Genomic DNA, 26,482 nt, shown 5'->3' with positions numbered 1-26,482 from the left:
CCCGTCGCCCGTCGCCCGTCGCCCGTCGCCCGTCGCCCGTCGCCCGTCGCCCGTCGCCTGCCGGGTGCCGGGTGATCAACGGTCTGCCGTCTGGTGACTTCCGGCTGCCTGCGTGCCAGCTGGGGGTGACGGTGCGCGAGTCTGAGCGCGGCGAGTACTGGAGCCCGTTGTTTGGTTGGTGCGCGCGCGGTTCCTGCCTCAGGCTTCGGTCGGGAGCGGGAGCGGGAGCGGGAGCGGGAGCAGGGGTGGGGGTAGGGGTGGGAGCAGGGGTGGGGTGGAGCGGGGTGGGTGGGGGAGGGGGACGGGGAGGGGAAGGTGTTTGACGGGGGGCAGGGAGGGGGTGGGGAGGCGTTTGACGGGGGCAGGGAGGGGAGCGGGGAGGTGCTTGACGGGGGCAGGGAGGGGGGTGGAGAAGGGTTTGGTGGGGGGCGGGGGATTTGTGCTGCGGTTATCGGGTGTGTTGGTCGATGTGGGTGGCCAGGCCGTCCAGGATGCGGTGTAGGCCGAACTCCCATGCTTCGTCTTGCTCGCCGGGCTGCGTTGACGAGGCCAGGGCCGCCGTGAGGACGGGGAATTGTTCGCCGTGTGTCTGCATCAGGTCGGTGAGGATGGCTCCTAGCTGGGCCTCGGGGTTGTTCGCGGAGCCGGCTGCGCGGGCTTGCTGGGTGATGCTGCGTACGTGACCGACCAGCAGGACGGCCGCGTCCATCCGTTCGGCGCCGCTCAGCCCCCGTACCGTCCAGTGCGCCGACGGCGCGCTCCAGCCAGGACAGTTCACCGGGCCCCATGACCCGCGGCCCGATGGTGGCCTCAAGCGCCCACGAATGTCGGCGGAAGACGGCGGGCAACTGGCAGGCCCAGTCTTCCAATTGCGAGCGCCAGTCGGTACGCGCCCTCTTCAGCGTCGGGCAGGGGCCGATCGCGGTGTCGACCATCAGCGCGATCAGTTCGGCTTTGCCCGGCGCGTACCGGTACAGCGCCATATTGGTGACGCCGAGTTGCGCGGCGACCCGCGGCATGGAGACGTCTGACAGTCCGTCCGAGTCGGCGATCCGGATGCCGGCCCGTGCGATGCGGTCCAGGTCGAGTGTCGGCCGTGGGCCCGCCTGCTCGCCTCCCTTCACCAGGCGTCTGACCTGTACTTCGATTCGATCAGCCGGGCGGACGTGGACACCTGGTCCGCAGGGCGCGTCTGTCTCGTCGGCGATGCTGCCTGTGGGGCCACCCTCGGCGGTATGGGTACGGGAACCGCGCTGGTCGCCGCTTATGTGCTGGCCGGTGAACTCGCCCGCGCTCAAGGCGACTACCGGACGGCCTTCGCCCGGTACGAGAGCAGGCTCCGCACGTATGCCAGGGGCTGTCAGGCGGGTGGCGACCGTACCGGGAAGTTCCTCGCCCCCGGCACCGCCACCGGCATACGTCTCCGCAACGCTTTGCTGTCCCGCCCCCTGTTCCTGAACGGAATGCTCAAGCTGGGGGAGAAAGTCAGCAGCACCGTGGCTCTGCCCGACTACGCCGCCGACTCCCGCACCAGCGGGTGACGGGTGTCATGGCGGTGGATTTCGGCCGGGGTGTTCAGCGCATGTCCACGGCGACGGAATTGTGGGTGGAGACGGGGGCGTAGCGGGTGTTGCCGTCGAAAGTGGAGTCGTATCCGCCGGTCAGCAGTTTGACGGCGGACGCGAGCAAGGAGGGGAGGCGGGATTTCTTGCACTCGGCGTAACCGTCGGTGTCCGTGACGGCCTCGCAGAGGAGGGCTTTCTCGCCGGCCACGGTGAACTTGACCGGCAGGCCCGCCACCGGTGTGCCGTCGGCTTCGCTGATCCTCGCCTTCAGGCCGCTGGTCTGGCGGGACAGTACGTCGAACCACGCGTCGTAGGCCTGTGCGTTGAGGCGCTTGGGAGGCGCGGGCTGGTCGTTGTGGTCGAGTGCGGACGCCGCGGTGACGGTGAGGGCGCTGGCCAGGGTCAGCGCCGTGGTGGAGATCGCGGCTGCACGGGAGGTGGGACAGGGCACGTCATACCTCTTTCAGTAAGTCCTATCTCCGACTTACTGATCAACGTTCCGCACCGCGGGAGGGGTGCGGGGGTGCGCGTTGTTGAGCCGAAAGGGTGAGGTGGGGGAATGCGGGCGGTGGAGTGGGAAACCCGGGGTGCGTCGACTTCGGCTTCGGTGCTGGTCGCGCCGGGGAATAAGGGCGTGTTATCGCACGATCGGATTTTCGTTTGGTGTGGGCCGTGGAATCGGGGGAGAGGGAGGGGGGAGGGGGGGAGGAAGTTTTCCGGCGCGGGCGGGGGCGCGGGTGCGGGTGCGGGCGCAGAATGGTTGACGGGCAGCGGAAAATGCGGGTGTGACGGGGGGATGGATGTGACGGGGTGATGGTGGCCCCGGTCTGTCCGGCTGTCTGTCAGGTGGTCGGAGTTGGGGCTGAGGTCGGGGGTGGGGCTGGCGTCGGGGCCGGGCCCCAAGGGGCTTCCAAGGTTGCGCGGAGGGCGTTGACCGCGTCGTGGCCGATGCGTGCGGCGAGTTGGCCTTCCAAGTCCTGCAGGAGCCGTTCGGCCTGGTGGTGTGCGCGCTCGCCCGCCGGGGTGCGGCGGATCAGCCGTTGCCGGGCGGAGGCGGGGTCCGGTATCTGCTCCAGCAGTCCGGCCGACACCAGACCGTGTACGGCTTGGTGCGCGGTCTGCCGGGTCACGCCCATGTGCCGGGCGAGTGCGGCGACCGTGGTGCCCTCCGGGTCCAGTACGGCGAAGAGCTGGACCTGGGTCGAGGTCACCGGAGGGCCGCCGGCCGCGTTCATGGCGGTCAGGAGGGCTTCCTCGAACCAGCGCCGGGCGTCGCCGAGCAGTTGGGGGAGGTTGCGGCGGGGCGAGGGCGAAGGAGAGGGCGAGGGCGGCGGCGATGGGGGTGGGGAAGCGGGCCGGGAAGTGGGCATGGCTGGGCCTTGGGTGAGGGGGAGAGGGCGGCGGGGCGGGCGGGGTTGCCTCCTGGGCGACTGGAGTGTCAGGGTACCTGACACGTTGAACGTCAGGTTGCCTGACGTCGGGTGTCCGTCCCAGGAGGGTCCATGACCATCGAGTTCGCCACGCGCCACCGCCGGTCCTCGCGCATCCCGCCGGAACCGGGCCGGCCGTACTTCGTCGAGAAGGGCGAAGGGGACCGTGCCCACCTGTTCGGCGATCTGATCACCGTCTACGCCGGCGGCGAGCAGACCGGGAACGCCTTCAACTTCTTCACCGTCGAGGGCCCCAAGGGCGACCTCGTCCCGGCTCATCTGCACACCGACACGTACGAGGTCTTCTACGTCACCCAGGGCGCCGTCCGGCTGTTCGTCGAGGACAGTGAGGGTGACCAGCAGGAGAAGCTGCTGACCCCCGGCGACTTCGGCTTCGTCCCCGCGAACTGCCCGCACGCCTACCGCATGGAACGTCACCACAGCCAGGTCGTGGGCGTCGCCGCAGGCCCCGGCGGTACGTTCGAGCGGTTCTTCGAGAATCTGGGCGTCCCCACCGAACAGCTCGGCCTGCCGCGGGAGCCGGTCGTCCCGGAGGGCGGCAAGTTCGAGACGGTTCCCGGGCAGTACGACGTGCGTTTCCTGCCGGGGCACGAGTGGCGTACGAGCTGAAGCGTATGCACTGAGGCGCATGTACTGAGGCACATGTACTGAGGCGCATGCACTGAGGCGTACGCACCGAGGCGCATGCACCGAGATGTGCGCACCGAGGCGTGCGGGGCGGCCGCAGGAGTCTGCAGGCGCCCGCGACCCGAGTGGGGGAACGTCGGGCGCCGCCGGGTCGCCCGGACGGCAGGGGCACGGGCGCGGTGCGAGACTGCGGTAGGAGGTGATCACGATGGCCGGCGAAGCCTTTGCGGATGCCTACCCGGGCGCCGAGGGCTACGGGATGCTCGAAGCGTTGCTGGAGCAGGCCCAGCGCGCGGCCCCCACGGACATGCCCGACCTGGTGAACCGGCACGCCACGGCCCTGGGCCTGCGGCACGTCGGCCTCTACCTGGTCGACATTCAGCAGCGGCAGCTGTGCCCGCTGGGCGTGGGACAGCGGGCGCTCTCCGTCGACTCCTCCCTCGCCGGCTGGACGTACCGCACGCTGGCCATGCGGGTGGAGGACGCCGACGATCCGGAGGGCGGCATCCGGATCTGGCTGCCGCTGGTCGACGGGGTGGAGCGGCTGGGCGTACTGGAGGTACGCACCGACCTGCTGGACGGCGAGCGGATGCGCCGCTGCCGTGCGCTGGCGGCCCTGCTGGCCCCCATCATCACCTCGAAACGGGCCTACAGCGACACGTTCGTACGCCAGGCGCGTACGCAGCCGATGCAGCTGCCCGCGGAAATGGTCCGCGCCTTCCTGCCGCCGCGCACGATCGGCAACGAGCAGGCGGTGTCCACGGCCGTGCTGGAACCCGCCTACGAGCTGGGCGGCGACGCGTTCGACCACTCCATGACGCAGGACACGCTGCACGCCGCCATCATCGACTCGATGGGCCACGACCTGGCCGCCGGTCTGGCCACCTCCGTCGCCCTGGCCGGTTGCCGCAGCGGCCGCCGGGCCGGTGCCGACCTGCGCGAGACGGTGGACACCGTCGACCAGGCGCTGTCCCAGTGGCTGCCGGACCGTTTCGCCACCGGCGTCTTCCTCCAGCTCGACCTCGCCGACGGCCGGCTGCGCTGGATCAACTGCGGCCATCCGCCGCCGCTCCTCATCCGGCGGCACGCGGTCCTCGACCGTGCGCTGGAGCAGGCCGGCCAGCTGCCGCTGGGCCTGCCCGCGGCGCTGAGCCCGGAACCGCGTACCGTCCACGTCGCGGAGCTGGAGCCGGGCGACCGGGTGCTGCTCTACACGGACGGGGTGACCGAGGCGCGTGACGCCAACGGCGCGCTGTTCGGGCTGGAACGGTTCACGGACACGATCATCCGGGCCACGGCGGGCGGCGAGCTGGCCTTCGAGACGCTGCGCCGCCTGATCCACTTCATCGTCGACGACCAGGGCAACGAGCTGCGGGACGACGCCACGCTGCTGCTCGTGGAGTGGTGCCCGGGGCCGTGGGGGCCGGGTGGGGTGGTGCCGGCGGTGTGAAGCCGGGCGGGGCGGTGCAGGCGGTGTGAGGCCGGGCGGGGCGGTGCAGGCGGTGCAGGCGGTGTGAGGCCGGGCGGGCGAGGCCGCTGGCCCCGACCGTGCGGGCCCCGTACGCCTGTCCCGACCCCGCACCCCGCACCCCCACACCCCACACCCCGCACCCCGACCCCGCACCCCGCCCGCCACCGGCTTCGACGCCCTTGCTCAGGCCACCTGCGGCATGACCTCGGACGCGATCAATTCCATCTGGTCGAGGTCGGTCAGGTCGAGCATCTGCAGATAGACGCGCTGGGAGCCGACGCCCGCGAAGCGGCCGAGCCGCTCGACGACCTCGGCGGGGGAGCCCGCCAGACCGTTGGCCTTCAGCTCGTCGACCTCGCGGCCGATGGCGTCGGCGCGGCGCTTGACCTCCGCGTCCTTGCGGCCGACACAGGCGACCAGGGCATTGGAGTACACGAGTTCGTCGGCGTCCCGGCCGCGCTGCTCGGCTGCCGCCCGTACCCGCTTGAACTGCTGCTCGGTGTCGTCCACCGAGGCGAAGGGGATGTTGAACTCGTCGGCGTACTCGGCGGCGAGCGCGGGGGTGCGCTTGGCGCCGTGCCCGCCGATGAGGACCGGCACCTTCGGCTGGGCGGGCTTGGGCAGCGCGGGCGAGTCCGTCAGCTGGTAGAACTTCCCGTCGAAGGCGAAGCGTTCGCCGGTGGGGGTCTTCCACAGTCCGGTGATGATCGCCAGCTGCTCCTCCAGCCGGCCGAACTTCTCCTTCGGGAAGGGGATGCCGTACGCCTTGTGCTCGTCCTCGTACCAGCCGGAGCCCAGGCCGAAGTCGATCCGGCCGCCCGACATCTGGTCGACCTGCGCGACCTGGATGGCCAGTACGCCGGGGAGGCGGAAGGTGCCTGCGGTCATCAGGGTGCCGAGGCGGATGCTGGTGGTCTCCCGGGCCAGGCCGGCCAGGGTGATCCAGGCGTCCGTCGGACCGGGCAGCCCGTCGGTGCTGCCCATGTGGAGGTAGTGGTCGGAACGGAAGAACGCGCCGTAGTTCAGGTCCTCGGCGGCTCGGGCGACGCGGAGAAGGGTGTCGTAGGTGGCCCCCTGCTGGGGCTCGGTGAAGATCCGGAGTTCCATGCCGCCCATCTTGCCCTGCGGGTGCCGGGAGCCGGGAACAGGCACGGCAGCATACGGGAGGGGCCGGTGTGACGAGGGAGCGGGGCGGCGGCCGCCCCTTGCCGCACTTCCGTTCCCACCTGCGAAAACCGGTTCGTCAAACGGGTCGGTACCGGGCGATACTCGTACGCGTGTTCCTGACGATGACCACCACCGGAAGCGCCGGGCGCCCCGCGACCGATCTCGGATTCCTGCTGCACAAGCACCCCGGGAAGGCGCAGGCGTTCTCGACGGCGCACGGCACGGCCCATGTGTTCTACCCCGAGGCGGACGACAGCCGGTGCACGGCCGCGCTGCTGCTGGAGGTGGACCCGGTCGCGCTGGTGCGGCGTGCCCGGGGCAAGGGCCGCGGCGGTGCGCCCGACTCGGCGCTCGCGCAGTACGTCAACGACCGCCCGTACGCGGCGTCCTCGCTGCTGGCCGTGGCCCTGAGCACGGTCTTCGCGAGTGCGATGAAGGGGCAGTGCAAGGCGCGCCCCGAGCTGCCCGCGCAGCCGCTGCCGTTGCAGGTGGCGCTGCCCGCCGTGCCCGCGCGCGGCGGAGCCGACCTGGTGCGGCGGCTGTTCGAGCCGCTGGGCTGGACGGTACGGGCCGAGCCGGTGCCGCTGGACGAGACGTTCCCGGAGTGGGGCGACTCGCGCTACGTACGCCTCGGCCTGGAGGGCGAGCGTACGGTCGCCGACGCGCTGCGGCACCTGTACGTGCTGCTGCCGGTGCTGGACGACGCCAAGCACTACTGGGTCTCGCCCGACGAGGTCGACAAGCTGCTGCGGGCCGGTGAGGGCTGGCTGGAGGGCCACCCCGAGCAGCAGCTGATCGTCGGCCGCTACCTCGCCCGCCGCCGGTCGCTGACCCGCGACGCGCTGGAGCGGCTGGAGCTGGCCCGGCTCGCCGAGGCGGACGACGCCGCCGCCGAGGAGATCGACAACGCGGTGGAGGAGTCGGCCGACACCGAGGAGCGGCCGGTGCCGCTCGCCGTGCAGCGGCGGGCGGCGATCCTCGGCGTACTGCGGGAGGCGAAGGCGGCGCGGGTGCTGGACCTCGGGTGCGGGCCGGGGCAGTTGCTGGGCGAGCTGCTCAAGGACGGGCAGTTCACCGACATCGTCGGCATGGACGTGTCGATGCGCGCGCTCCAGGAGGCGCGGCGCCGGCTGCGGCTGGACCGGATGCCCGAGCGGCAGTCCGAGCGGCTGCGGCTGGTGCAGGGGTCGCTGGCGTACACCGATGTCCGCCTCAAGGGGTACGACGCCGCCGTGCTGAGCGAGGTCGTCGAGCACGTGGACCCGCCGCGGCTGTCCGCGCTGGAGTACGCGGTGTTCGGCGCGGCCCGGCCGCGTACGGTCGTGGTGACCACGCCGAACGTCGAGTACAACGTGCGCTGGGAGACGTTGCCCGCGGGGCATGTGCGGCACGGCGACCACCGCTTCGAGTGGACGCGTGCGGAGTTCCGGGCATGGGCCGGGGAGGTCGCCGGGCGGCACGGGTACGAGGTGGAGTTCCGGCCGGTGGGCCCGGACGACCCCGAGGTCGGCCCGCCGACGCAGCTCGCGTACTTCCGCCAGGAGGAGCCGGCCCCGCCCCGCACATCAGCCACGTCCCTCACGACAACCCCTCCTTCCACAACAACCCTGCCCCTCACGGAAACCCCGTCCCTCACGACAGCCCCGCCCCTCACCGATCCCCCCGCGAAGGAGGCCCAGGCATGACCGGTGCCACCCCCACCCCCGCCCGCCGCCCCCTGGGCGTCCCCGACCTCTGCCTGGTGGTGCTCGTCGGCGCCACCGGCTCCGGCAAGTCCACCTTCGCCGCGCGCCACTTCAAGCCCACCGAGGTGCTCTCCTCGGACTTCTGCCGCGGGCTGGTCAGCGACGACGAGAACGACCAGAGCGCGAGCGGCGACGCCTTCGAGGTCCTGCACTACATCGCGGCCAAGCGCCTGGCGGCCGGCCGGCGGACCGTCGTCGACGCCACTAACGTGCAGCCGGAGGCGCGCGCCCAGCTGGTGAAGCTGGCCCGCGAGCACGACGTGCTGCCGGTGGCCGTCGTCCTGGACCTGCCCGAGGAGGTGTGCGCCGAGCGCAACGCGGCGCGCGCCGACCGGGCCGGGATGCCGCGCCGCGTCATCCAGCGCCACCAGCGTGAACTCCGGCGTTCACTGCGCCACTTGGAGCGCGAGGGCTTCCGCAAGGTGCACGTGCTCAAGGGGGTGGAGCAGGTCGAGGCGGCGGAGATCGTCACCGAGCGGCGCTTCAACGACCTGCGGCACCTGACCGGTCCGTTCGACATCGTCGGGGACATCCACGGCTGCCGCTCCGAGCTGGAGACGCTGCTCGCACGGCTGGGGTACGAGGTCGAGCGCGACGCGCTCGGCCGTGCCGTGGACGCCCGGCACCCGCAGGGCCGTACCGCGGTCTTCGTCGGCGACCTGGTGGACCGCGGCCCGGACAGCCCCGGCGTGCTGCGCCTGGTGATGGGCATGGTCGCGGCCGGGCACGCCCTGTGCGTACCGGGCAACCACGAGAACAAGCTCGGCCGCTACCTCAAGGGCCGCAAGGTGCGGCACAGCCACGGGCTCGCCGAGACCGTCGCGCAGTTGGAGGGGGAGGACGAGGCGTTCCGCGGCGAGGTCGCCGCGTTCATCGAGGGCCTGGTCAGTCACTACGTGCTCGACGGCGGGGCGCTGGTGGTCTGCCACGCCGGACTGCCGGAGAAGTACCACGGCCGGACGTCCGGCCGGGTGCGGTCCTTCGCGCTGTACGGCGACACGACCGGCGAGACGGACGAGTTCGGGCTGCCGGTGCGCTACCCGTGGGCCGAGGAGTACCGGGGCCGCGCCGCCGTGGTCTACGGGCACACCCCGGCGCCGCGCGCGAGCTGGCTGAACAACACCATCTGCCTGGACACGGGCTGTGTCTTCGGCGGCCGGATGACGGCGCTGCGCTGGCCGGAGCGGGAACTGGTCGACGTACCGGCCGAGCAGGTCTGGTACGAGTCGGTCAAGCCGCTGGCCAGTGAGGCGCCGGGCGGCGCGGACGGGCGTCCGCTGGATCTGGGGGACGTCGCCGGGCGGCGGGTCGTGGAGACGCGCCACATGGGCCGGGTCGCGGTGAAGGAGGAGAACGCGGCGGCGGCGCTGGAAGTGATGAGCCGCTTCGCGGTCGACCCGCGCCTGCTGCCGTACCTGCCGCCGACGATGGCGCCCTGCGCGACGTCCAAGGAGGACGGCTACCTGGAGCACCCGGCCGAGGCGTTCGCGTCGTACCGGGCGGACGGCGTACGGGAGGTCGTGTGCGAGGAGAAGCACATGGGCTCGCGGGCCGTGGTCCTGGTGTGCCGGGACGAGGCGGCGGCGCGGGAACGGTTCGGCGCGGCGGCGGGCGTGAGCGGCGCGGTCTGCACGCGGACCGGACGGCCGTTCTTCGACGATCCGGCCGTCACCGAGCAGGTGCTGAAGTCCGTACGCGAAGCCGTGGAGAGCGCGGGCCTGTGGGAGGAACTGGCGGACCCCGCCGCGGCCGGCTCCGGGCACTGGCTGCTGCTGGACGCCGAGTTGCTGCCATGGTCGCTGAAGGCGGCCGGGCTGCTGCGCGGTCAGTACGCGGCGGTCGGCGCGGCGTCCGGCGCCGTGTTCCCCGGGGCGCTGGACGCGCTGGAGGCGGCCGCCGCGCGGGGCGTGGACGTGCCGGACCTGCTGGCGCGACAGCGTGCACGGGCCGTCGACGCGGCCGCGTTCACCGAGGCGTACCGGCGTTACTGCTGGCCGGTCGACGGCCTGGACGGCGTACGGCTGGCGCCGTTCCAGATCCTGGCGGCGCCCGGCCGCAGCCTGGCCGCCGTACCGCACGACGAGCAGCTGGCGTGGCTGGACCGGCTCGTCGAACACGACGGCACCGGCCTGCTGCGGCGCACCGGCCGGCTGGTCGTCGACACCGAGGACGAGGCGTCGGTCGCGGCGGGCGTGCGGTGGTGGCTCGACCTGACCGCCGCGGGCGGCGAGGGCATGGTGGTCAAGCCGCTGGGCGCGCTGGTGCGCAAGGGCGACGGGCGGCTGGTGCAGCCGGGCGTCAAGTGCCGTGGCCGGGAGTACCTGCGGATCATCTACGGTCCGGAGTACACCCGCCCGGAGAACCTGGAACGGCTGCGCGTACGCCACCTGGGCCACAAGCGCTCCCTCGCGCTGCGCGAGTACGCCCTCGGCCTGGAGGCACTGGACCGCCTGGCCGACGGCGAGCCGCTGTGGCGGGTGCACGAGGCGGTCTTCGCGGTGCTGGCGCTGGAGTCGGAGCCGGTGGATCCGCGGTTGTAGGCGGTGCCGGCCCCGGGGCCGGCACCGTGGCGGAACGGGGCCGTGTGACGGGCCGTATGGCCGGTCACACGGCTGCCACCTGGCCGAGCCGATCGAGGAACCGGCCGGTCAGTCGCAGCCCGGTGCACCGCGCCTGGGTGTCGTCGGCGAAACCGATGCGCACGGTGTGGTTGACACCGAAGGCGGCGCCGGGGGTGAGCAGGGCGCCGGTCTCTTCGAGTCTCTTCGAGCAGCTGGTTGCAGAACCCTGCGCGGTGAGGCATCGGCCGCTCGGGCCTGATCGCGGACCGAAGCGGGCACCGCCTCGTCGAGTCGGTCGTACATCGGGTGACTGCCCTCCGTGGCGTGCCCTCTCGGAGCTCTGCGCGCAGTCGGAGAGTGACGGCCGGAGGTACGGCGCGTCGATCAACTGCCCCTGTTTCGAGGGGAGTGCCGCATCGTCGTCCGCTCCGGACCGAGTGAGGCACACGTGTTCGGGGAGGTCAAAACCCTTGAGTGGGGCGGTAGTTGAGGTCTGTGAAAGCGTTGACGGGGCCCGATCGCGACCCTAACCTTCTGTAACTCAACCGAGCGCAGCTCGATCAATTTGCGCAAGAACCCCGCCTGTAACGAAAGAAATCAGAGACAAGCCCATTTCTCCGCCAGGCTGAGGAACCGGGCCGGGGCCCTGGGGCGACCAGATGCACAAGAGGCGGAACGTCCGCCGTGCCGACGGGTGCCGGGGCCGGGGTGAGCGAGACCAGCGGGGGGAGGAGGCGGATGAGTCTCTTCGAGGACGGCAGGCCCTTCTTGACGGCGCTGCCGGCGCAGGACCGGCGGGCGCTGCTCGCGCTCGGCCGGGGCCGGAGCTATGCCCCGGGCGAGGTCGTCCTCAGGGAGCACGACACCACCACCTTCGTGGTGGCGATCGTCAACGGCTGGGCCAGCGTCTCCCTGGAGACGGAGCGCGGCGTACGGCTCATCCTCGCGCTGCGCGGCAGCGGCGAGGTCGTCGGTGATCAGGCCGCCGTCGACCACCGGCCGCGCAGCGCCACCGTCACCGCGCTCGGCCCGGTGGACGGGGTGGTCGTCCCCGGCGACCGGTTCCGCGGCTATCTGGCGGCGCGGCCCGTGGCGACCGTACTGATCATGCGGCAGTTCAGTTCCCGGCTGCGCAGCTCGGACGGCGAACGGCGTTCCCTGGCCTCGGAAAAGGTGCTGCAGCGGCTCGCCGCGCGGCTGACCGAACTGGCCGAGCGCACCGGGACCCCCGGGTCGGGCGGTGTGGACGTCGACCTGCCGCTGCCGCAGCACGACCTGGCCGCGGCCGTCGGCTCCACCCGCGAAGCGGTGGCCAAGGCGCTGCGCCTGCTGCGCGAGCAGGGCGTCGTGCAGACCGGTCCCCGGCGGCTGGCCGTGCTCGACCTCGCGCTGCTGCGGCTGCTCGCCGAAGGGCGCGCGGTCGGCGGCCGTACACCGGCCGGCCCCGTCCCCATACGTCCCGAGCAATCCCCGCCGGCTGTGTAAACGGCTACAGCCCCGTCTTCCCGCCCCGGCCATGCTGCTTCATGTCGGCACGAACCAGGAGGTCCAGTGAGCACGGAAGCCTTGCACCGACTCGTCGTCAACGGAGACGTCTGCGGATCCGGACTGCTCGGCTGGCGGGCGAAGCTGCGGATGCGCGAGGCGATGTACGAGGTCTTCGAGGCCGGGTTCACCGCCGCCGGGATCGCCGAAGGGGCTTACCACATGGAGGACCGCGGCGACGGCGTGCTGGTCGCGCTCGCCCCCGACGTCCCGTCCGCGCAACTGGTGGGGCCCTGGCTCGAAGGCGTCTACCAGAAGCTGCGCCAGGTCAACGAGGGGCGTCTGGAGCCGCTGCGGATGCGTGTGGCCATGCATGCGGGCTCGGTCGCCCAGGACGCCAAGGGACTGGCCGGGCGCGCCGTGGACCTCACGTGCCGGCTGTGCGACAGCGGGACCGCCCGCAGCGTCATGCAACTGGCGGACCGGGCACCGCTGTTGTTCGTCGTGTCCGACGCGCTGTACCACGACGTCGTGGCGGAAGGCGGCGCCTGTATCGAGCCCGAGCACTACCGCCGGGCGCGGGTGTCGGAGAAGGAGACGGACGTCGAGGCGTGGTTCCACGTCCCCCGGCTGCCGATCCCGCCCCTTCCGGCGCAGACGTCGCACGAGGCACCGCCGTCACCGGCGGTGCCGGCGCGGGACCGGCCGTGCGCGACGGGGGTGCGCGCGGTCCCGGACCCGCCGCCGGAGCAGGGCGGCGGGGCGGGGCATGGGGGAACGGTCCCGCCGCCCGCTTCCGGCCCGGTGGAGGAGGGAGCGGCGGCCGGTGCGGGTCCGGCGCCCGCCCCGTACGTGCACAAGTACAAGATCGAGCACGTCGGCGGCGATCAGCAGAATTTCCGGGACAACACCATCAACACCAACGGGGGCTTCGTCGGCATCAACAAGGCCGCCGCCCCGGCCCGTACGCCCGCCCCCGGACCGCCCGCCGACGACGCCCCGCACACCGGGCCCGCACCGGAAGGCGGCGACAGGTGACCGATGGGGACGAGGGGGCGCCGCCGGCCGGCGAGCAGCCCCCGCCGCAGCCCGACGGCAGGCCGGGCGGCCGGGACGACGACGCGCGGGCGGCCAGGGACGGCCGGACGGCCGACGGCGACGGGACGCCCGAGGAGAAGCCGCGCCTGGACGCCCCCAAGGGCAGCCCGCTGGGCGGCGCGGGCGAGGCGGGCGGTGCCCGTACCGCCCGCGAGGCCCGCACCAGCCTGCACATCGAGGGCGACAGCCAGATCTTCGACGGCAACACCTTCTACCAGACGCAGGTCCGGATCGGCACCGACGACGTGTTCGTCGACGGGCCGGTGCCGGACGAGGAGATGGAGCGCCTGGAGCGGGTCTACTGCCCGCCTCCCGGGTACGACGCGATGGAGGTCCGGCTGCGGCGCACGCACCTGCTGGCGCTCTGCGGCGAGCACGGCACCGGCCGTACGTCCACGGGGCTCGCCCTCCTCCGGGACATCGCCACCGGGGTGTCCCGCCTGGACCCCGCCACCGCGCTCGACAGCGTCGGCCAGGAGAAGTTCGAGACCGGCCGCGGGTACCTGCTCGAACTGCCCGCCGAGGACGCCGGCGTGGTCCCGGCCGCTTCCGGGGGCAGCGGCCGGGACGGCGGCGACGGGGCGGGGAACGGCGCCGGGCCGCACCCTTCCGACCTGCACCTGGACCGGCTCAGTGCGCTGCTCGCCCAGCGCGGCGCGTACGGCGTCCTGGTCGTGGGCGCCGGTGACTTCGCCGACCGCCTGGTGCGCGGCCGCTACGGCGCGCAGTGCACGCCACCGCCCGCCGGCGAGGTACTGAAGCAGCACGTGGAGGACAGTCTCTCCGACGTCGGTCCGGAGCTGTGCCGGCTGGCCCTGCGCAACGCCGAGCGCCCCGACGTGAAACAGGCGCTGGGCCTGGACGCCCTGCGGCCGGGCGAGGCGGCGCGGTTCGCCGGCCACCTCGCTGCGCACGCCAGGGGCGACGCCGACGACGCACAACTCCTCGCCCAGTGCGCCACGTTCGCCCCGCGCCAGGCGCGGGAGTGGCTCGCCGGGGCCGACCGCCCCGGCACGCTGCCCGAGGCGCTGCCCGCCCTGCGCGCCGCGGCCCTGCGCCTGTCGCTCGCGGCCTTCAACGGCTCCGCCGAGAGCCTGGTGACCGAGGCGGCCGAACTCCTCGCCTGGGAGCTGGCCGTCACCCTCGACCCCCAGTACGCGCCGGGCCGCCCGCTGTTCACCGCGAAGACCGAGGCCCGGCTGGCCGCCGCGCGCGCCGTACCGGAGCAGGTCGTCGAGGATCTGGGCGACGCCGCCATTCCCGTACGGGCGATGCGCTTCCAGGGGCGAAGGCTGGCCACCGCCGTCCTGTACGAGGCCTGGGACGGCTACCACAACGTACGCGGCCCGCTGACCCGCTGGCTGCGGTCCCTGTGCGACGACCAGCGCCCCCAGGTGTGGGTACGCGCGGCCGTCGCCGCGGGCATCCTCTGCGCCCGGGACTACCTGTACGGCTTCTCCGAAGTCCTGCTGCCGCTCGCCCGCGCCGACAGTCCGGTGCAGCAGATGGCCGCGGCCACCGCGCTGGCCGAGACGTCCCGCGACCCGCAGGTGCGGCCCGCCGTACGCGGCCTGCTGCGCGAATGGGCGCGCGGCGACGACCGGTCCGCCTGCGAGACAGCGGCGTTCACCCACGGCTACGGCATGGCGGCGGGCTCGGTCGCCGAATCCCTGGACGAACTGGCCCGCATCGGCTGCCGGGAGGACGGCGGCAAGCCGGCCGACGCCGCCTCGTACAGCGTGGTGCGGCTGCTGGCGGGGCCCGAGCCGGAGGTGGTGCTCAGGCGGCTGGCCCGGTGGCTCGGCGACCCGCGGCAGGTCCGGCAGAACCTCGCGCTGATGGTGGTGCTGCGCGCGCTGTCCACCCGGACCTCTCACCTGTGGGGACTCCAGGGCGACAGCCGCGTCCAGGAGTCGTACGGCTCCTGGCCGCTGGCGGCGGCCCTGGTCGCGGCCCACCCCGACCGGGCGCCCTGGCTGGCCGACCTGGTCCACAGCACGTTGAACACGGCGCGGGCGGGCGTCGCCGCACAGGAGGAGATGGGCGGCTGGATGCGGCGGGCGGCCAAGGACCCGCGGCAGCTCGACGTGCTGTGCGGGTTCCTGCCGCGGCTGGTGGAGGGGCGGCGCGACCGGGACCGGTTGCTGCAACTGATCGCCCGGCTGGAGCGGGACGGTGACGAACCGCTCGCCCCCCGGGCGGCCGCGCGGATGCGGGCGGCGGTGCGGACGCAGGCGGAGCTGGAAGGAGAGGGGCGACGATGACGCAAGACGGCCGGAACGGCGCGCAGCACGGCCACGGGCAGGGTCCGGGGTCCGGCGCGCCCGGGGGACACGGCCAGGGGCCCGGAGGGGCGGTGCCGGGGCCGCTGGTGCAGGAGTACGAGTCGTCCGGCCGGTTCCGGCGGCCCAGTGTGCAGGTGGCCGCGGTGCTCATGTACGAGAACGGCGGCCACAGCGTGGTGTGGCCGGACCGCCGCGAGGACTACAACAAGCCGCTCTTCAGGGGCTCGTTCAAGGTGATGGAGGTGCGGATGGGCCGGCACCTGACCGAATTCCGCACCGAACTGCCCGCGGCCGGCGACGCGGAGTCCTTCCGCGCGGAGGTGCAGGTGCGCTGGCACGTCGTGGACGCGTACGCGGCGGTCCGTGCCAACGTCTGGGACCTCGCCCAGTACTTCTCGCCGGTGCTGCTCCGGGGGCTGCGCGGAGTGACCAGGCGCTACCGCATCAGCGAGGCGGAACGGGCCGACCGGGCGGTGGAGAACGAACTGGCGGACCTGCGCCTCGGCCACGAACTCGGCCTGGAGACCGAGGTGTTCGTACGGATCGACCTGAGCGAACGCGGGATCAGCGCGGAGCGCCAGCGCACCGAGATCGACCACGAGGGCGACCTCGCGCGCCGGCAGCACGTGGAAGCACTGAGGAAGGAACGGCAGGAACAGGAATTGATCCGGATGAGGGCCGCCGAGCTGCAGGAGATGCTCAGTGGCGGCGACGACCGGCAGCTCGCGTACTTCATGGCGCGCGACTCCGCCCACGAATGGGACATCCAGCAGGCGTTCCGCCGCGAGCGCCGGGAGGAACGGGTGCTGTCGATCGACACGGTGTTCCGCCTCGTCGACGGCGGCCTGATCGAGCGCCACGACCTCAACGACCAGACCCTGGCCGCCATCGACCTCATGCGGTCGAGCACGCGCGGCCTGGTGGGGCGCGCGGCCGACACCTTCCTGGAGCAGCCGCGGCGGCGCGCGCTGGAGAGCGGCGGGCCCCGCGACGAACAGGAACGGGTCCGCGGACGGCAGCGGATGGACTGGGCGCACGAGCCCGATCCGGAGGACGATCCGGCCGCCGGGCCGGGCCCCGGGCCGAGCTCCGAAGAAGACTTCGAGCGGAGCTCCGAGCGGGACTTCGAGCGGGACTTCGAGCGGGAACGGGACCGTGGTTCCGGCCGTGGCAGGGAAGCGGCGTACGACGCGCACGAGCCGAGGCGGCGCGGCCGTCCGGGCGGTGACGGGTACGCCGACGGTGGGCGCCGCGACGACGGGTACGGCGGTGCCGGGCAGGGCGACGCTACGGCCGACGACCGGTACGCCGACCGCCACGACGGGCCGTACGCGGACGAGCCGTACGAGCAGGACGAGCCGTACGAGCAGGACGACCGCGGCCGCGTCTACGAGCCCGACCGCGTCCAGTCGGCCGCCGAGCGCGACGACTACCGCACCGGCCGGCGCGGGGACTTCCCCGACGACCGGTACGGGGAACGGTTCGACGACCGGTACGGAGAGCGGTTCGAGGACCGGTACGACGGCGGCCGGGACGACCGGCGCGACGAGCGACGGGACGACCGGTACGACGACCACCGCGACGACGACCGCCGCGACGACCGGGATCGCCCCGCGCCGCGTCGCGGCCGCGGCGAAGGTCTGGATTGGGGAAAGTGATGACCACCAGCGCTCCGCCCGCACCCGCGCCCACCCGGGGCACCGGCCCCGATCCCGGCCCTGATCCCGGTCCCGGCCCCTGCCGCTGTGCCAGGGCCTGCCCCTGCACCCGCACCGCCCCGGCCCCCGCCCCGGCCCCGGCCTCTGCCCCGGCCCCCGGCACCGGCAGCGACTTCGTCGCCGAACGCCTGCTGAAGGTCGTACGGGAAGAGATCAACCGGGCCGACACCAAAGCGTCCGTCATGATGACCGGCGCCACCGCGGCGCTGGTCCTGCTCTTCGGCCGCGACGGACAGCTCCCGGCGATGTCCGCCGCCCGCGCCGCCCTGCTGATAGCGGGGACCGCGCTGTGGACGCTGGGCATAGCCATGTTCGTGGTGGCGGTGCTGCCCCGCACCCGTACCGCGGCGGACGGTCAGCTGACCTTCTTCCCGCAGCTGACCGGCGGGGCGACCGCCGAAGTCCTGTTGCCCCGGGTGGCCCTCGCGGGCCGGGACACCGGGCAGTGGGCCGTCGAGCAGGCGTGCGCGCTCGGCCGCATCCTCGGCGCCAAGTACCGCTGGCTGCGCTGGGGAGTCGGCTGCCTGGCGGCCGGCGGCTGCTGCGCCCTGACCGGAGGGCTGTGGTGAACGTGCCGCACCGGACCGTGACGGCGGCCGCGCGGACGCGTCGCAGGGCGCGCCGCGCCACCGTCGCCGCCCTCACCGCGCTCTGCGCGACCGTGCCGCTCGGGCCGCCGCCCGCATGGGCCGCGCCCGCCCCCGCCGCACCGTCCGTCGGCCCCATGCCCGTCGACTTCTCCGTCGTCGTGGACGCTTCGGCCAGCATCGGCAAGGAGGCGCTGGCCCGTGAGGCAGAGGCCGCAGCGCTGATCGGCCAGGGCGAGATCTCCGACCGGTCCCGGGCGAGCGTCATCGGGTTCGGCAGCGCGGAGAAGGAGGGCCAGCAGCCCGTACGGGAAGTGTGCCCGCCCACCGTCGTGGACGCCGCCGGACGGCAGCGCATCAGCGACTGCGCCCGGCGGCTCACCGACCGGGAAGGCGCCGGCCTCGGCCCCGGAACGGACTTCCCGGCCGCTCTCACCCAGGCCCTGACCCGGCTGAAGGAGACCGGCGAGGAGGGCACGCCCAAGGTCGTCTTCCTGCTCACCGACGGCAAGCTCAACGTCGAGGACAGTCCCGCCTACGGAGCCGACCCCGCCGCCCGGAAGCAGGAGGGCGAGAAGCGGCTGCGCGAGGTCCTCGACCGGGCCCGCCGTGAACAGGTGCAGATCTGGCCGCTGGGCTTCGGCAAGGGCATCGACAAGGAGGCCCTCCAGCAGATGGCCGACGGCGGTTACCGCAACGGCTGCGCCGACGTGCCCGGCTCCCGCCCGCGGCCGGAGATCGTCGACGGCGCCGCCGACGTGGACAAGGCGCTCCAGGGCGCGTTCGCCGCCGCCCGCTGCGCCCGCGTCGAGGAAGGCACCAGCAGCAAGCCGCCGGGCGAGCTGACCGTGGACATCCCGCCCATCGCGACCGACGGCTCGATCACCGTCACCAAGCGCGACCCGAGGGTGACGGCCACCTACTACGACCCCAAGGGCCGCAAGGTGCCCCTGCAGGGGGAGGCCGACGGTTCCCGTTTCGAAGTCAGCGGCCAGGACGGGCCGGTCGAGGCGCTGCGGGTCAAGGACCCGCTGCCGGGCACCTGGCGCGTACAGCTGTCGGCGCCGCCGGGGCACCGGGACCAGCCCGCCACCGTACGGGCCATCTGGCAGGGCGTGCTGCGTTCGTCGGTCACCCTGGAGCCGTCCGCGCCCAGGCCCGGCGAGGACGTCGTCGTACGGATGCGCCTGCAGACCCGGCGCGGCGTGGTGATCACCGACCCCGGGCAGCTGGCCGGGGTGCGGGCCGCCGCCCAGCTGTCCGGTGACGGCTTCGAGCCGGTGGACGTCCCGCTGCGCGACGACGGCGAGGGCCCCGACGACCGGCCGGGCGACGTGCTGTACGGGGCGTCGGTGACGGTGCCGAAAACAGCCACCGGCGCGCTGCGGCTGACCGGCGCGATCGCGGCGCCCGGCGTCGTCGGAGACCGGCGGCCCTACGACACCCGGGTGTCCTCGGGTGCCGCGCCCGTGGCGGCCGGCGTGACGCTGGAGGGCCACGGCGTGCACCCGGGCGGCTCGGTCACCGGCAAGCTGGTGGCGCGGAACAACGACAGCCGTCCGCACACCCTGCGCCTCGGCCTGGCCGACCAGTCCACGGCGGCGGCACTGCGGATCAGCCCGGCCACCGTCACCGTCGCGCCCGGCGCGCAGGAGCCGGTGCCGTTCACCGTGTCCTTCGGCGCGGGCGCGCCTCCGGGGGACGCCGGCGGCCGGATCACCGTCACCGACCGGACCGACGGCGGACGTGAGGTCGGCTCCGCCTTCCTGACCGTCACCGTCACCCCTGCGCCCACCTGGTGGGACCGGTGGTGGTGGGCGGTCATCGGGGGCGCCGGGCTGCTGCTGGCCCTCGCCGCCGTCGTCACGATCCGCATCTGGTACGGCGGTGTCCGCAGCTCGTTGCAGGGCTTGGTCCTCGAACTGCGCCGCGGCGGGCGTTCGCTGGACGAACTGCCGGTGCCCGGACAGCGCCCGAAGAAGTTCTGGTTCGCGGTGGAGGAGCCTGCCTCGGACCGGCCCGGACTACAGCTCCGCAACAAGCGCGCGGCGCAGGTGTACCGGCTCCGGCGCAAGGGCGACGGGCTGCGGCTGCGCGGCCCCGACGGCAAGGAGCAGACCGTGTCGCGGGGCGCGCCCGCCCGGCTCGCGCACGACCTGGAACTGGCCGTACGCGGCGGAAGCCGGGCGGACCGGGAGCCCACGGGCCGGGGACGCGCCGGTCAGGGGCACCGGCCCGGCACGGCGGCCGGCTCCCGTGGCACGGCCGGTCTGTTCGGCGGACGCATCGGCCGGGGCGGCAGCGCGGCGCCCGGCGGAGTGAACGGCCGGGGACGGCGCGGCACCCCGGCCAACGGCACCGGCAGACCGGCCGGGACGAGCGGCTCGGGCGGTCCGGGCGGCTCGGGCGGCGGTTCGGGCGGGGCGGGCGGATCGTCCGGCTATGACTCCGCGTTCTGAGGCGCCCGCGCCACGGCGCCGAGGTCCGGGCGGCCGCCCGCCCGGGCCACCGGCGGCACCACATCTCGCAGCACAGGCCGCCCGCGACGGGCGGACGAGGGGAGCGACGACATGAAGATCTACCAGCCCATGCTGTTCGTGGGGCTGGGCGGCACCGGCGCCCGCATCGGCGCCGAACTGGAGCGGAACCTGCGCCGCGAACTGTGCGGCCCGGACGGTACCGACCTGGTCGGCCGCGGCAAGCAACGGGTCCCCTTCCAGCTGCCGGACTGCCTGCAGTTCGTGTACGCCGACTTCAGCGAGGCCGAACTGGACCGGCTGCCGCACCTGAGCGCCCGCGGCCCGGAGGCGGCGGCGTTCGCCCGTACCTCCCGGGCCGTGCACAACCTGCTGCCCACCTACGACAACTCACCCGAGATGACCCGGATGCTGCGCATCGCGCAGCACGAAGAGACCGTGGGGTGGCTGCCGCCCAGGGTCGACGAACCCCGGGTCTCCCCGCTGCACACCGGCGCCGGACAACTGCCCACCGTCGGCCGGGCCGCGCTGTTCGCCACTCTGCGCAACGGACCCGACCAGGTGCTCGGCCCGCTGCGGGCGGCGATCGACGCGCTCAGCAAGTCGGCGGGCGACCTCCAGGAGCTGGGCGGCGGCCAGATCCGCGGCTACGACGTGTTCGTGGCGTTCTCCGTCGCGGGCGGCACCGGCGCCGGCATCTTCTACGACTTCCTGCACCTGCTCGGGCACGCCTTCCACTCGGTGAACCTGCCCGGCGCGAAGATCTACCCGCTGGTCGTGATGCCGTCGGCGTTCCCGCCGGAGGCCGGCGGCGGCCGGGAGGCCGAACTGAACGCCGCGCGTGCCCTGGTGGACCTCTCGCACCTGGTCGACGACCAGAACGCGGCGGACGCCACCGCCGACCTCGGCGACGTGGAACAGCGCGGCTCGCTGAGCGTGAAATACCCCGACATGGTGCCGGTCAGCCTGCGCACCTCCACCGTCCAGACGGCGTTCCTCTTCAGCCGTACCGCCGGGATGCGCTCCGACGACCTGCGCCGCTCCATCACCGCCATGGTGACCTCGCTGATCGGTACCGACCTCGGCGAGGAGAACGGCCGCGGGCGCGCCGACGACGCCTACCAGTCCTTCGCCGCCAGCTTCGTCAACCGCGGGGCCAGCCGGTCGGCGGCCGCCGCCACCGGCATCGGCCTGCAGGGCATGTCCACCAGCCTCGCGGCCTCCATGACCGTCCCCGTCGACGAACTCGCCGAGATCGTCGCCGCCCGGATGCTGGCCTGTGCCGTCCGCGGCCTGCTGGACCGCGCCCGCCAGGGCGGCGAGGACCACCGCGCCCTCGTGACCGAGGCGTTCAAGGAGTCCGGCATCGAGGACGTGTGGGTCCGGGAGCCACGGCCGGTGCAGGAGCCCGAACAGGTGCCCAGAGGCGCACGGGCGATCACCCAGGAGCTGAGCGACCGGCGCGTCAACATGAAGCACCAGTTGCGCGCGCTCGACAAGGACCTCGCCCGCCGCACGGTGGAGAGCGCGGAGCGCTTCAACCCGCGCCGCGGTCTGCTCCATCTGCTCAAGGAACACGACCCGTTCCGGCTGGAGCGGGTCTTCCTCGGCAACCCGGGCGACCGCGACCGGGTGGCCCGGGAGGGCTTCTCGGGGATGCTCGACAACCGGCGCAACCGCCCCGATCGCCCCGAAGGGGTGGGGGCCGACGCGCCCCAGGTGCCGCGGATCGGCCGCCGGATGGCCGGCGTGGTGCCCGCGCGCTGGGGCGACCCCGAGGTGGAGAACGCCGTCCACGAGCAGGACGCCTGGTACCGCTGGGCGACCAACCGGACATGGCACGAGCGGTGGAAGGCGCAGGAGCCCCGCTGGCGGCCGGTCGCCGACCGGACCCTGAAGGAACTCTCCGCGCTGGTACGGGCCTTCCGTGACCACGAGGAGGGGGAGAACGGCCTGTTCCGCGAGCGGCGCCGGGAGCTGTACCGCGAGGACCGTACGGGCGTGTCGTACCTCCTCCCGCCGCAGAACTCCCTCGACGCGTTCTACGACGACGTCCTGACCCGCCTCCTCCAGCGCGAGGGCATCCCGGACAGCCAGGACGAGGCCGCGCTGCTCGTCCGCATCGTCGAACCGCGGCACTGGGAACGCGCCCTGGAAGCCGTCCAGCGCTCGCCGCGCGCCGTCGTCAAGGAGGTCAAGCAGGTCCTGGAGGGCCGGATCAAGAAGCTGTTCGGCGAGGCCGGCGTCCACCACGAGCGGCCGTTGCTGCCCTCCCTCGGCGACCTCCTCGCGGCGGCCTCCGGGGACGAGGAGGCCACCGACGCGGTCGACGAGAAGTGGCTGGAGCAGTTCCGCTCCCAGCTCGCCGGGCTGCTGCCGGCCGGCTTCACCCCGGACGGCACCGGCAAGCTCAAGACGCTCATCGTCCGCCCGCAGACCAAGGCCAAGGGCAGCGTGGACCGCTTCCTGGAGCAGTCGCTGCTGCTGCCGCGCGACGAGAACCGGCTGCCGCCCGAATTCCGCGCGGTGGTCACCGAGTCGATCACCGTGGTGCTGTTCCGCAGCGAGATGAGCCTGACCGACATCTCCGAGGTACGGCAGGTGCTGCGCCTGTGGGGCCGGGCCAGGGACCGGGAGGGCCGCGAGGACCACCTCCAGTGGCGCCAGCGCACCGGCTACCGCGACTCCTGGCTCGCCAGCACGGAGAGCGACCGGCAACGGGTGCTCCAGCGCATGCTGAGCGCCATGTGGAACGGGCGCGTCGAGGTCAACGGCGACCCGCTCTCCCCGGAGAGCGTCTGCTTCCGGCTGCGCGGCGGCGACTCGGCCACCATGACCCTCGCCCTCCAGCCGTACGACCGGGACGTCTCCAGCTGGTCCGACCTGCTGCGGGCGTACGAGCGCTGGGCGCTGCTGGACGCCGGGTCGGCGGTCAAGGACTTCTGCTCGGTGCTGATGGAGGCCCTGCCGGAAGGGCTGAGCACCACACCCAGGGAGCCGGACCGGCTGTTCTGGACCTTCCTGCGCCGGGTGGCTCCGGCGGAGGCGGCCCGGCTGCGGCAGCGTGCCCAGGACCTGAACGAGGACGAGCAGGACTGGATCGAGCCGCTGCTCCACTTCTGGACCACGACCCTGGACGGCGCCCTGGACCTGCGCTTCCCCAGGAGCCTGCGGGCCAACCGGCCCTCGCTGCGCGCCCTGGCCCAGGCACAGGCCCAGCTCCGGGAGACCGGCACCGCGGCGTCGCGCCTGCGCCAGGCCAACGGCCACGACCCGGCCGGTGACACGCGTGCCCGGCACACCCAGCCGTACGAACCGGACCCGCACGAGCCGTCGCCGCACCGGACGCAGGACCCGCACCAGCCACCGCCCCGCCGGACGCAGGACCCGCACGACCCACCGCCCCGCCGGACGCAGGACCCGCACGAGCCGCACACGAAGGATCTGTACGGGGCACGGCCGGGGGACCGGCACGGGGCGCAGGCGAAGCCCGCCGACGCGGCCCGCCCGGAGGAGGCCGAGGACGACCTGTGGGCCGACCCGTGGGACGAGGAGCCGAGGGAGGAGGACCTGCTGTGAGCGCCCGCACCGCCGCACCGGTCGTCACCCTCGACCTGCGGGCCGGCCACGCCGGCCTGGACGGTGCGGACGGCCTGCACCGGGCCGTCCGCACCGCGCTGGGCGGCGGCGCCCCCGCCCAGGAGGCCGAACGCTTCCTGCTCGTGGACACCGCCCCCGGACTCGCCCGCCACCAGCGCGTCTACGAACAGGTCCTGGCCTACGGCACCGGCCGCGCACTGTGCGTCGCGGTCGGTGCCCCGCCCGCGGAACCGGGCGACGGCATCGCGGTGCCGCCCGCGCCGACGCCCTGGGCCCTGGACCGCCCCTCACCACTGCGCCCGCCCGCCGTCGGCGTGCTGTGGGTCCTCGACCCGCACTGCGGCACGGCGGCCGCCCCCACCCCGGACGAGGACGACGGCGCGCTGCGTCCGCTCCTCGAACTCCTCGCCGCCCCCGCGGTGTTCGACGCCGTGCTGAACGCGGTGTCGGGACTGCCCGACGGCGTGGCCGTACCCGCCCTGCGCGTCCTTGAACACGACCTCTCGTACACGGCCCGCGACCGGGTCTGGCGGCAGGCGCTGGCCGGCCTGGTCGGCCAGGACGACCCCGGCGGCCGGATCGCGGTCACCGACCCGGAGGCGGGCGGGGTGCCCGCCGTCCTGGCGCCGCTGGTCGGCGCGGGGACGCCCAAGCCCGTGCACAGCAAGGAGTGGCGGCGGCCGGGCGGCGAGGCCGACGAGCGTCACGTGGCCTGCGAGTCGGCGCTGCTGGAGGCCGAGGACGCGTACGGGCGGCAGCGCGGCGCGGGCGGTCTGCTGCGTGGCGCGGCCGGGGACGTGGACCTCGCCGAGAGTCTCGGCGCGGCCGCGGCGGAACTGACCGCGTACCGCGAGACCGTCGCCGAGACCCTGCGCGACGGGGACGGCGTCGGCCTCCCCCCGGAACAGCGCCGGCGGCTGTACGAGCGCGGCGTCCACCTGCCCCGTGTGCCGGAGGCCGACCGCGAACGCATCGGCCCCGGCCTGCGCGACTACACCCAGGGCCTGCTGGCGCAGCGGCTGCCGCTGCGCTCGACGGCGGCCCGGCTCGGCGCGGTGGCCGACCTGGCCACGCCCACCGGCAGCGCGGCCCGCCTCGGACGGCTCGACGAGCTGTGCCCGGCCGGCCTGCCACGGCGGATGGCCGGGCCCCGGCCGTTCGAGGTGCGCGGCGCGGCCGTCGCGGAACTGGCGGGCGGCTGCGCCGTCGCCGCCGCGGCCGGTCTGTGGCCGGGCCCCGGCTGGGTGCTGGGACCGCTGGCGGCACTGGCTGCCGCCGGGCTGACCACGCTCGCCCTGGCCCGCCGCCCCGGGCGCACCGGGGACGGGCACCTCGACGGCGGCGGACAGTCGGGCGCTCTGGCGCAGGCGGGTGCCGGAATGCTCGGCGCAGCAGCCGGCATCACCCTGGGCCAGGTGCTCGCGGTGCCCGCGTGGCTCGGGCTGAGCACCCTGCTGGTGGCGCTGATCGTGCTGCCGCTGCTGGCGGTGCGCCGCTGGACCGAGGCCCTGGACGCGTGGTGGGCGGCGGGCGGCGGCTCCGAGGGGCGGGACGTCCTGGACTCCCTCGACGGGCTGCTGGCCGATGCCGTCACCCACGACTGGCTGCTCGCGGACGCCCGGCTGTACTGCGCCGACGGCGCGCGGGCGGTGGCCGGGATGATCCGCCGGGCGGCGGCCGCCGCGGAGGGCCGCGATCCGGTACCCGGCACGGCGGAGCGCGCCGGCGGCCCGGCGCGGAGCGCGGGCCCGCCGGCCGACGACCTGCTGGACGACGACTGGTTCGGCCCGTCGTACGACCGGAGCACCGGGGCGTCGGGCTCGTACGACTCCTTCGAGAGCGCCGGCCCCGGGTACGACGACACCACGGCCCAGGGGTGGGACGACTGGGACGACTGGGACGGGGATCCGGAGCCCGGCGGCGGACCGGCCGCAGGCCGCGACACACCCTGGCGCGACCCGCTCGCCGACACGGTGCCGCCGCCCCGGGAACCGGACAGCGCCCCCGCGGCCCGTCCCGTCTCCCCGGCCGTACCGCAGCCCGACGACGTCCCCGTGCCCTGGCTGGAGCGCGAAGCGGGCGACGGCGGGCCCGAACTGGTCGCCACCCTCGTCGGCGACCTCGCCGACGGCATCGCCGGCCTCCTGGACCCGTACTGGGGCGCCATCGAACGGGACCCCGGCGCGGCCACCGCCCTGCCCCTCGACCGCGAGGTACGGGCGCTGATCGACGACGAGACCGCGCGGCTGGCACGGGACGGCGTCGCCGCCGCCCCGGCGTACGCCCGTGACCCCGCGTCCCGGCCGGACCCGGCCGTGCTGCTCGGCCTGGCACCCGACCGGGTCGCCCGGATCCTCCGGGAACACGGCGACGGCACCGGCACGGTGCCGCTCTGCGCGGCCGAACACCGCCGGCTGCTCTCCCGCGACCGGTACGCGGGACGCGGGGTGTGCTTCGCCCCGGACGTGACCCGGCACGCCGAGGACCCGCTGGGCGCCGACGACATGGTGTGGACCCCGGCCGGCCGGTACGCGGGCGTCTTCCGGCTGCTGCCGCTGCGTACCGGCTCGGTGCGCACGGTCCGGCTGCGCGGCGGCACCACCGGGCCGGAACTGCCCGCGAACGCGAACGAATGAGGGGACGTC

The 26,482-nt window shown here is 74.0% G+C and carries 17 protein-coding genes; 13 read left to right on the top strand and 4 right to left on the bottom strand.

Annotated elements, in window-relative coordinates; all coding sequences use genetic code 11:
• Nucleotides 1-448: 448 nt before the first annotated feature.
• Nucleotides 449-778, bottom strand: a complete 330-nt coding sequence (locus OEIGOIKO_RS43485) for a TetR/AcrR family transcriptional regulator C-terminal domain-containing protein (RefSeq protein ID WP_281288346.1) — start codon at nt 776-778, stop codon at nt 449-451.
• 457 nt (nt 779-1,235) lie between these two features.
• Between OEIGOIKO_RS43485 and OEIGOIKO_RS09775 the strand changes: the two genes are divergently transcribed.
• The gene (locus tag OEIGOIKO_RS09775) at nt 1,236-1,541 is read left to right on the top strand and encodes a Rossmann-fold NAD(P)-binding domain-containing protein (RefSeq protein ID WP_246177287.1); all 306 of its coding nucleotides are present in this window, start codon (nt 1,236-1,238) and stop codon (nt 1,539-1,541) included.
• A gap of 34 nt (nt 1,542-1,575) precedes the next feature.
• Here OEIGOIKO_RS09775 and OEIGOIKO_RS09770 read toward each other — a convergent pair whose 3' ends face one another.
• On the bottom strand, nt 1,576-2,016 hold the full coding sequence (locus tag OEIGOIKO_RS09770) for an Ig-like domain-containing protein (RefSeq protein ID WP_125053720.1): 441 nt from the start codon (nt 2,014-2,016) through the stop codon (nt 1,576-1,578).
• 391 nt (nt 2,017-2,407) lie between these two features.
• Entirely contained in the window at nt 2,408-2,935 is a 528-nt protein-coding gene (locus OEIGOIKO_RS09765) for a MarR family winged helix-turn-helix transcriptional regulator (protein WP_125053719.1), read from the bottom strand.
• Between the two features lie 132 nt (nt 2,936-3,067).
• Here OEIGOIKO_RS09765 and OEIGOIKO_RS09760 point away from each other — a divergent pair, with 132 nt between their 5' ends.
• Together OEIGOIKO_RS09760 and OEIGOIKO_RS09755 are read left to right on the top strand one after the other, a co-directional pair.
• Nucleotides 3,068-3,625 (top strand): quercetin 2,3-dioxygenase, encoded by a 558-nt coding sequence (locus OEIGOIKO_RS09760; RefSeq protein ID WP_125053718.1) that lies wholly within the window; start codon nt 3,068-3,070, stop codon nt 3,623-3,625.
• Nucleotides 3,626-3,851: 226 nt separating this feature from the next.
• On the top strand, nt 3,852-5,093 hold the full coding sequence (locus OEIGOIKO_RS09755) for a PP2C family protein-serine/threonine phosphatase (RefSeq protein ID WP_125053717.1): 1,242 nt from the start codon (nt 3,852-3,854) through the stop codon (nt 5,091-5,093).
• A 204-nt stretch (nt 5,094-5,297) separates the two neighbouring features.
• Here the strand turns inward: OEIGOIKO_RS09755 and OEIGOIKO_RS09750 are convergent, their stop codons facing one another.
• Nucleotides 5,298-6,221: an LLM class F420-dependent oxidoreductase gene (locus OEIGOIKO_RS09750; protein ID WP_125058608.1), complete on the bottom strand. Its 924-nt coding sequence runs from the start codon at nt 6,219-6,221 to the stop codon at nt 5,298-5,300.
• Nucleotides 6,222-6,391: 170 nt separating this feature from the next.
• On the opposite strand from OEIGOIKO_RS09750, the gene OEIGOIKO_RS09745 reads away from it, so the two are divergent.
• The 10 genes from OEIGOIKO_RS09745 to OEIGOIKO_RS09700 all read left to right on the top strand — a co-directional run bounded on the left by OEIGOIKO_RS09745 (nt 6,392) and on the right by OEIGOIKO_RS09700 (nt 26,473).
• Nucleotides 6,392-7,966: a 3' terminal RNA ribose 2'-O-methyltransferase Hen1 gene (locus OEIGOIKO_RS09745; protein WP_246177286.1), complete on the top strand. Its 1,575-nt coding sequence runs from the start codon at nt 6,392-6,394 to the stop codon at nt 7,964-7,966.
• Nucleotides 7,963-10,566, top strand: coding sequence for a polynucleotide kinase-phosphatase (locus OEIGOIKO_RS09740; RefSeq protein ID WP_125053716.1), 2,604 nt, complete (start codon nt 7,963-7,965; stop codon nt 10,564-10,566). Before OEIGOIKO_RS09745 ends, OEIGOIKO_RS09740 begins: the two co-directional genes overlap by 4 nt.
• Nucleotides 10,567-11,325: 759 nt before the next feature.
• On the top strand, nt 11,326-12,072 hold the full coding sequence (locus tag OEIGOIKO_RS09735; RefSeq protein ID WP_125053715.1) for a Crp/Fnr family transcriptional regulator: 747 nt from the start codon (nt 11,326-11,328) through the stop codon (nt 12,070-12,072).
• A 66-nt stretch (nt 12,073-12,138) separates the two neighbouring features.
• Nucleotides 12,139-13,110 (top strand): nucleotidyl cyclase domain-containing protein, encoded by a 972-nt coding sequence (locus OEIGOIKO_RS09730; protein WP_174857143.1) that lies wholly within the window; start codon nt 12,139-12,141, stop codon nt 13,108-13,110.
• A complete protein-coding gene (locus OEIGOIKO_RS09725) occupies nt 13,107-15,434 on the top strand; it encodes a hypothetical protein (protein ID WP_125053714.1) in 2,328 nt (775 codons plus the stop codon). Before OEIGOIKO_RS09730 ends, OEIGOIKO_RS09725 begins: the two co-directional genes overlap by 4 nt.
• A complete protein-coding gene (locus OEIGOIKO_RS09720; protein WP_125053713.1) occupies nt 15,431-17,113 on the top strand; it encodes a hypothetical protein in 1,683 nt (560 codons plus the stop codon). The genes OEIGOIKO_RS09725 and OEIGOIKO_RS09720 overlap by 4 nt, the downstream gene beginning before the upstream one ends.
• The gene (locus OEIGOIKO_RS09715; protein ID WP_125053712.1) at nt 17,113-17,742 is read left to right on the top strand and encodes a Pycsar system effector family protein; all 630 of its coding nucleotides are present in this window, start codon (nt 17,113-17,115) and stop codon (nt 17,740-17,742) included. The genes OEIGOIKO_RS09720 and OEIGOIKO_RS09715 overlap by 1 nt, the downstream gene beginning before the upstream one ends.
• A complete protein-coding gene (locus OEIGOIKO_RS09710; RefSeq protein WP_246177285.1) occupies nt 17,739-20,219 on the top strand; it encodes a vWA domain-containing protein in 2,481 nt (826 codons plus the stop codon). Before OEIGOIKO_RS09715 ends, OEIGOIKO_RS09710 begins: the two co-directional genes overlap by 4 nt.
• Before the next feature lie 111 nt (nt 20,220-20,330).
• Nucleotides 20,331-23,816 (top strand): tubulin-like doman-containing protein, encoded by a 3,486-nt coding sequence (locus tag OEIGOIKO_RS09705; protein ID WP_125053711.1) that lies wholly within the window; start codon nt 20,331-20,333, stop codon nt 23,814-23,816.
• A complete protein-coding gene (locus OEIGOIKO_RS09700; RefSeq protein ID WP_125053710.1) occupies nt 23,813-26,473 on the top strand; it encodes a hypothetical protein in 2,661 nt (886 codons plus the stop codon). The genes OEIGOIKO_RS09705 and OEIGOIKO_RS09700 overlap by 4 nt, the downstream gene beginning before the upstream one ends.
• Nucleotides 26,474-26,482: the final 9 nt, after the last annotated feature.

Origin of the sequence: Streptomyces paromomycinus (assembly GCF_003865155.1) — a bacterium.
Taxonomy (GTDB): domain Bacteria; phylum Actinomycetota; class Actinomycetes; order Streptomycetales; family Streptomycetaceae; genus Streptomyces; species Streptomyces chrestomyceticus.
The sequence above is the reverse complement of the archived record's forward strand: the minus strand, read 5'-3'. Positions and strand labels throughout refer to the sequence as shown.

What these genes read in the sequence shown, in the direction of transcription:
- OEIGOIKO_RS09775 (WP_246177287.1), top strand. Translation starts at nt 1,236, where the DNA reads ATGGGTACGGGAACCGCGCTGGTCGCCGCTTATGTGCTGGCCGGTGAA.
- OEIGOIKO_RS09720 (WP_125053713.1), top strand. Translation starts at nt 15,431, where the DNA reads ATGACGCAAGACGGCCGGAACGGCGCGCAGCACGGCCACGGGCAGGGT.
- OEIGOIKO_RS09750 (WP_125058608.1), bottom strand. Translation starts at nt 6,221, where the DNA reads ATGGAACTCCGGATCTTCACCGAGCCCCAGCAGGGGGCCACCTACGAC.
- OEIGOIKO_RS09755 (WP_125053717.1), top strand. Translation starts at nt 3,852, where the DNA reads ATGGCCGGCGAAGCCTTTGCGGATGCCTACCCGGGCGCCGAGGGCTAC.
- OEIGOIKO_RS09740 (WP_125053716.1), top strand. Translation starts at nt 7,963, where the DNA reads ATGACCGGTGCCACCCCCACCCCCGCCCGCCGCCCCCTGGGCGTCCCC.
- OEIGOIKO_RS09760 (WP_125053718.1), top strand. Translation starts at nt 3,068, where the DNA reads ATGACCATCGAGTTCGCCACGCGCCACCGCCGGTCCTCGCGCATCCCG.
- OEIGOIKO_RS09735 (WP_125053715.1), top strand. Translation starts at nt 11,326, where the DNA reads ATGAGTCTCTTCGAGGACGGCAGGCCCTTCTTGACGGCGCTGCCGGCG.
- OEIGOIKO_RS09715 (WP_125053712.1), top strand. Translation starts at nt 17,113, where the DNA reads ATGACCACCAGCGCTCCGCCCGCACCCGCGCCCACCCGGGGCACCGGC.
- OEIGOIKO_RS09765 (WP_125053719.1), bottom strand. Translation starts at nt 2,935, where the DNA reads ATGCCCACTTCCCGGCCCGCTTCCCCACCCCCATCGCCGCCGCCCTCG.
- OEIGOIKO_RS09705 (WP_125053711.1), top strand. Translation starts at nt 20,331, where the DNA reads ATGAAGATCTACCAGCCCATGCTGTTCGTGGGGCTGGGCGGCACCGGC.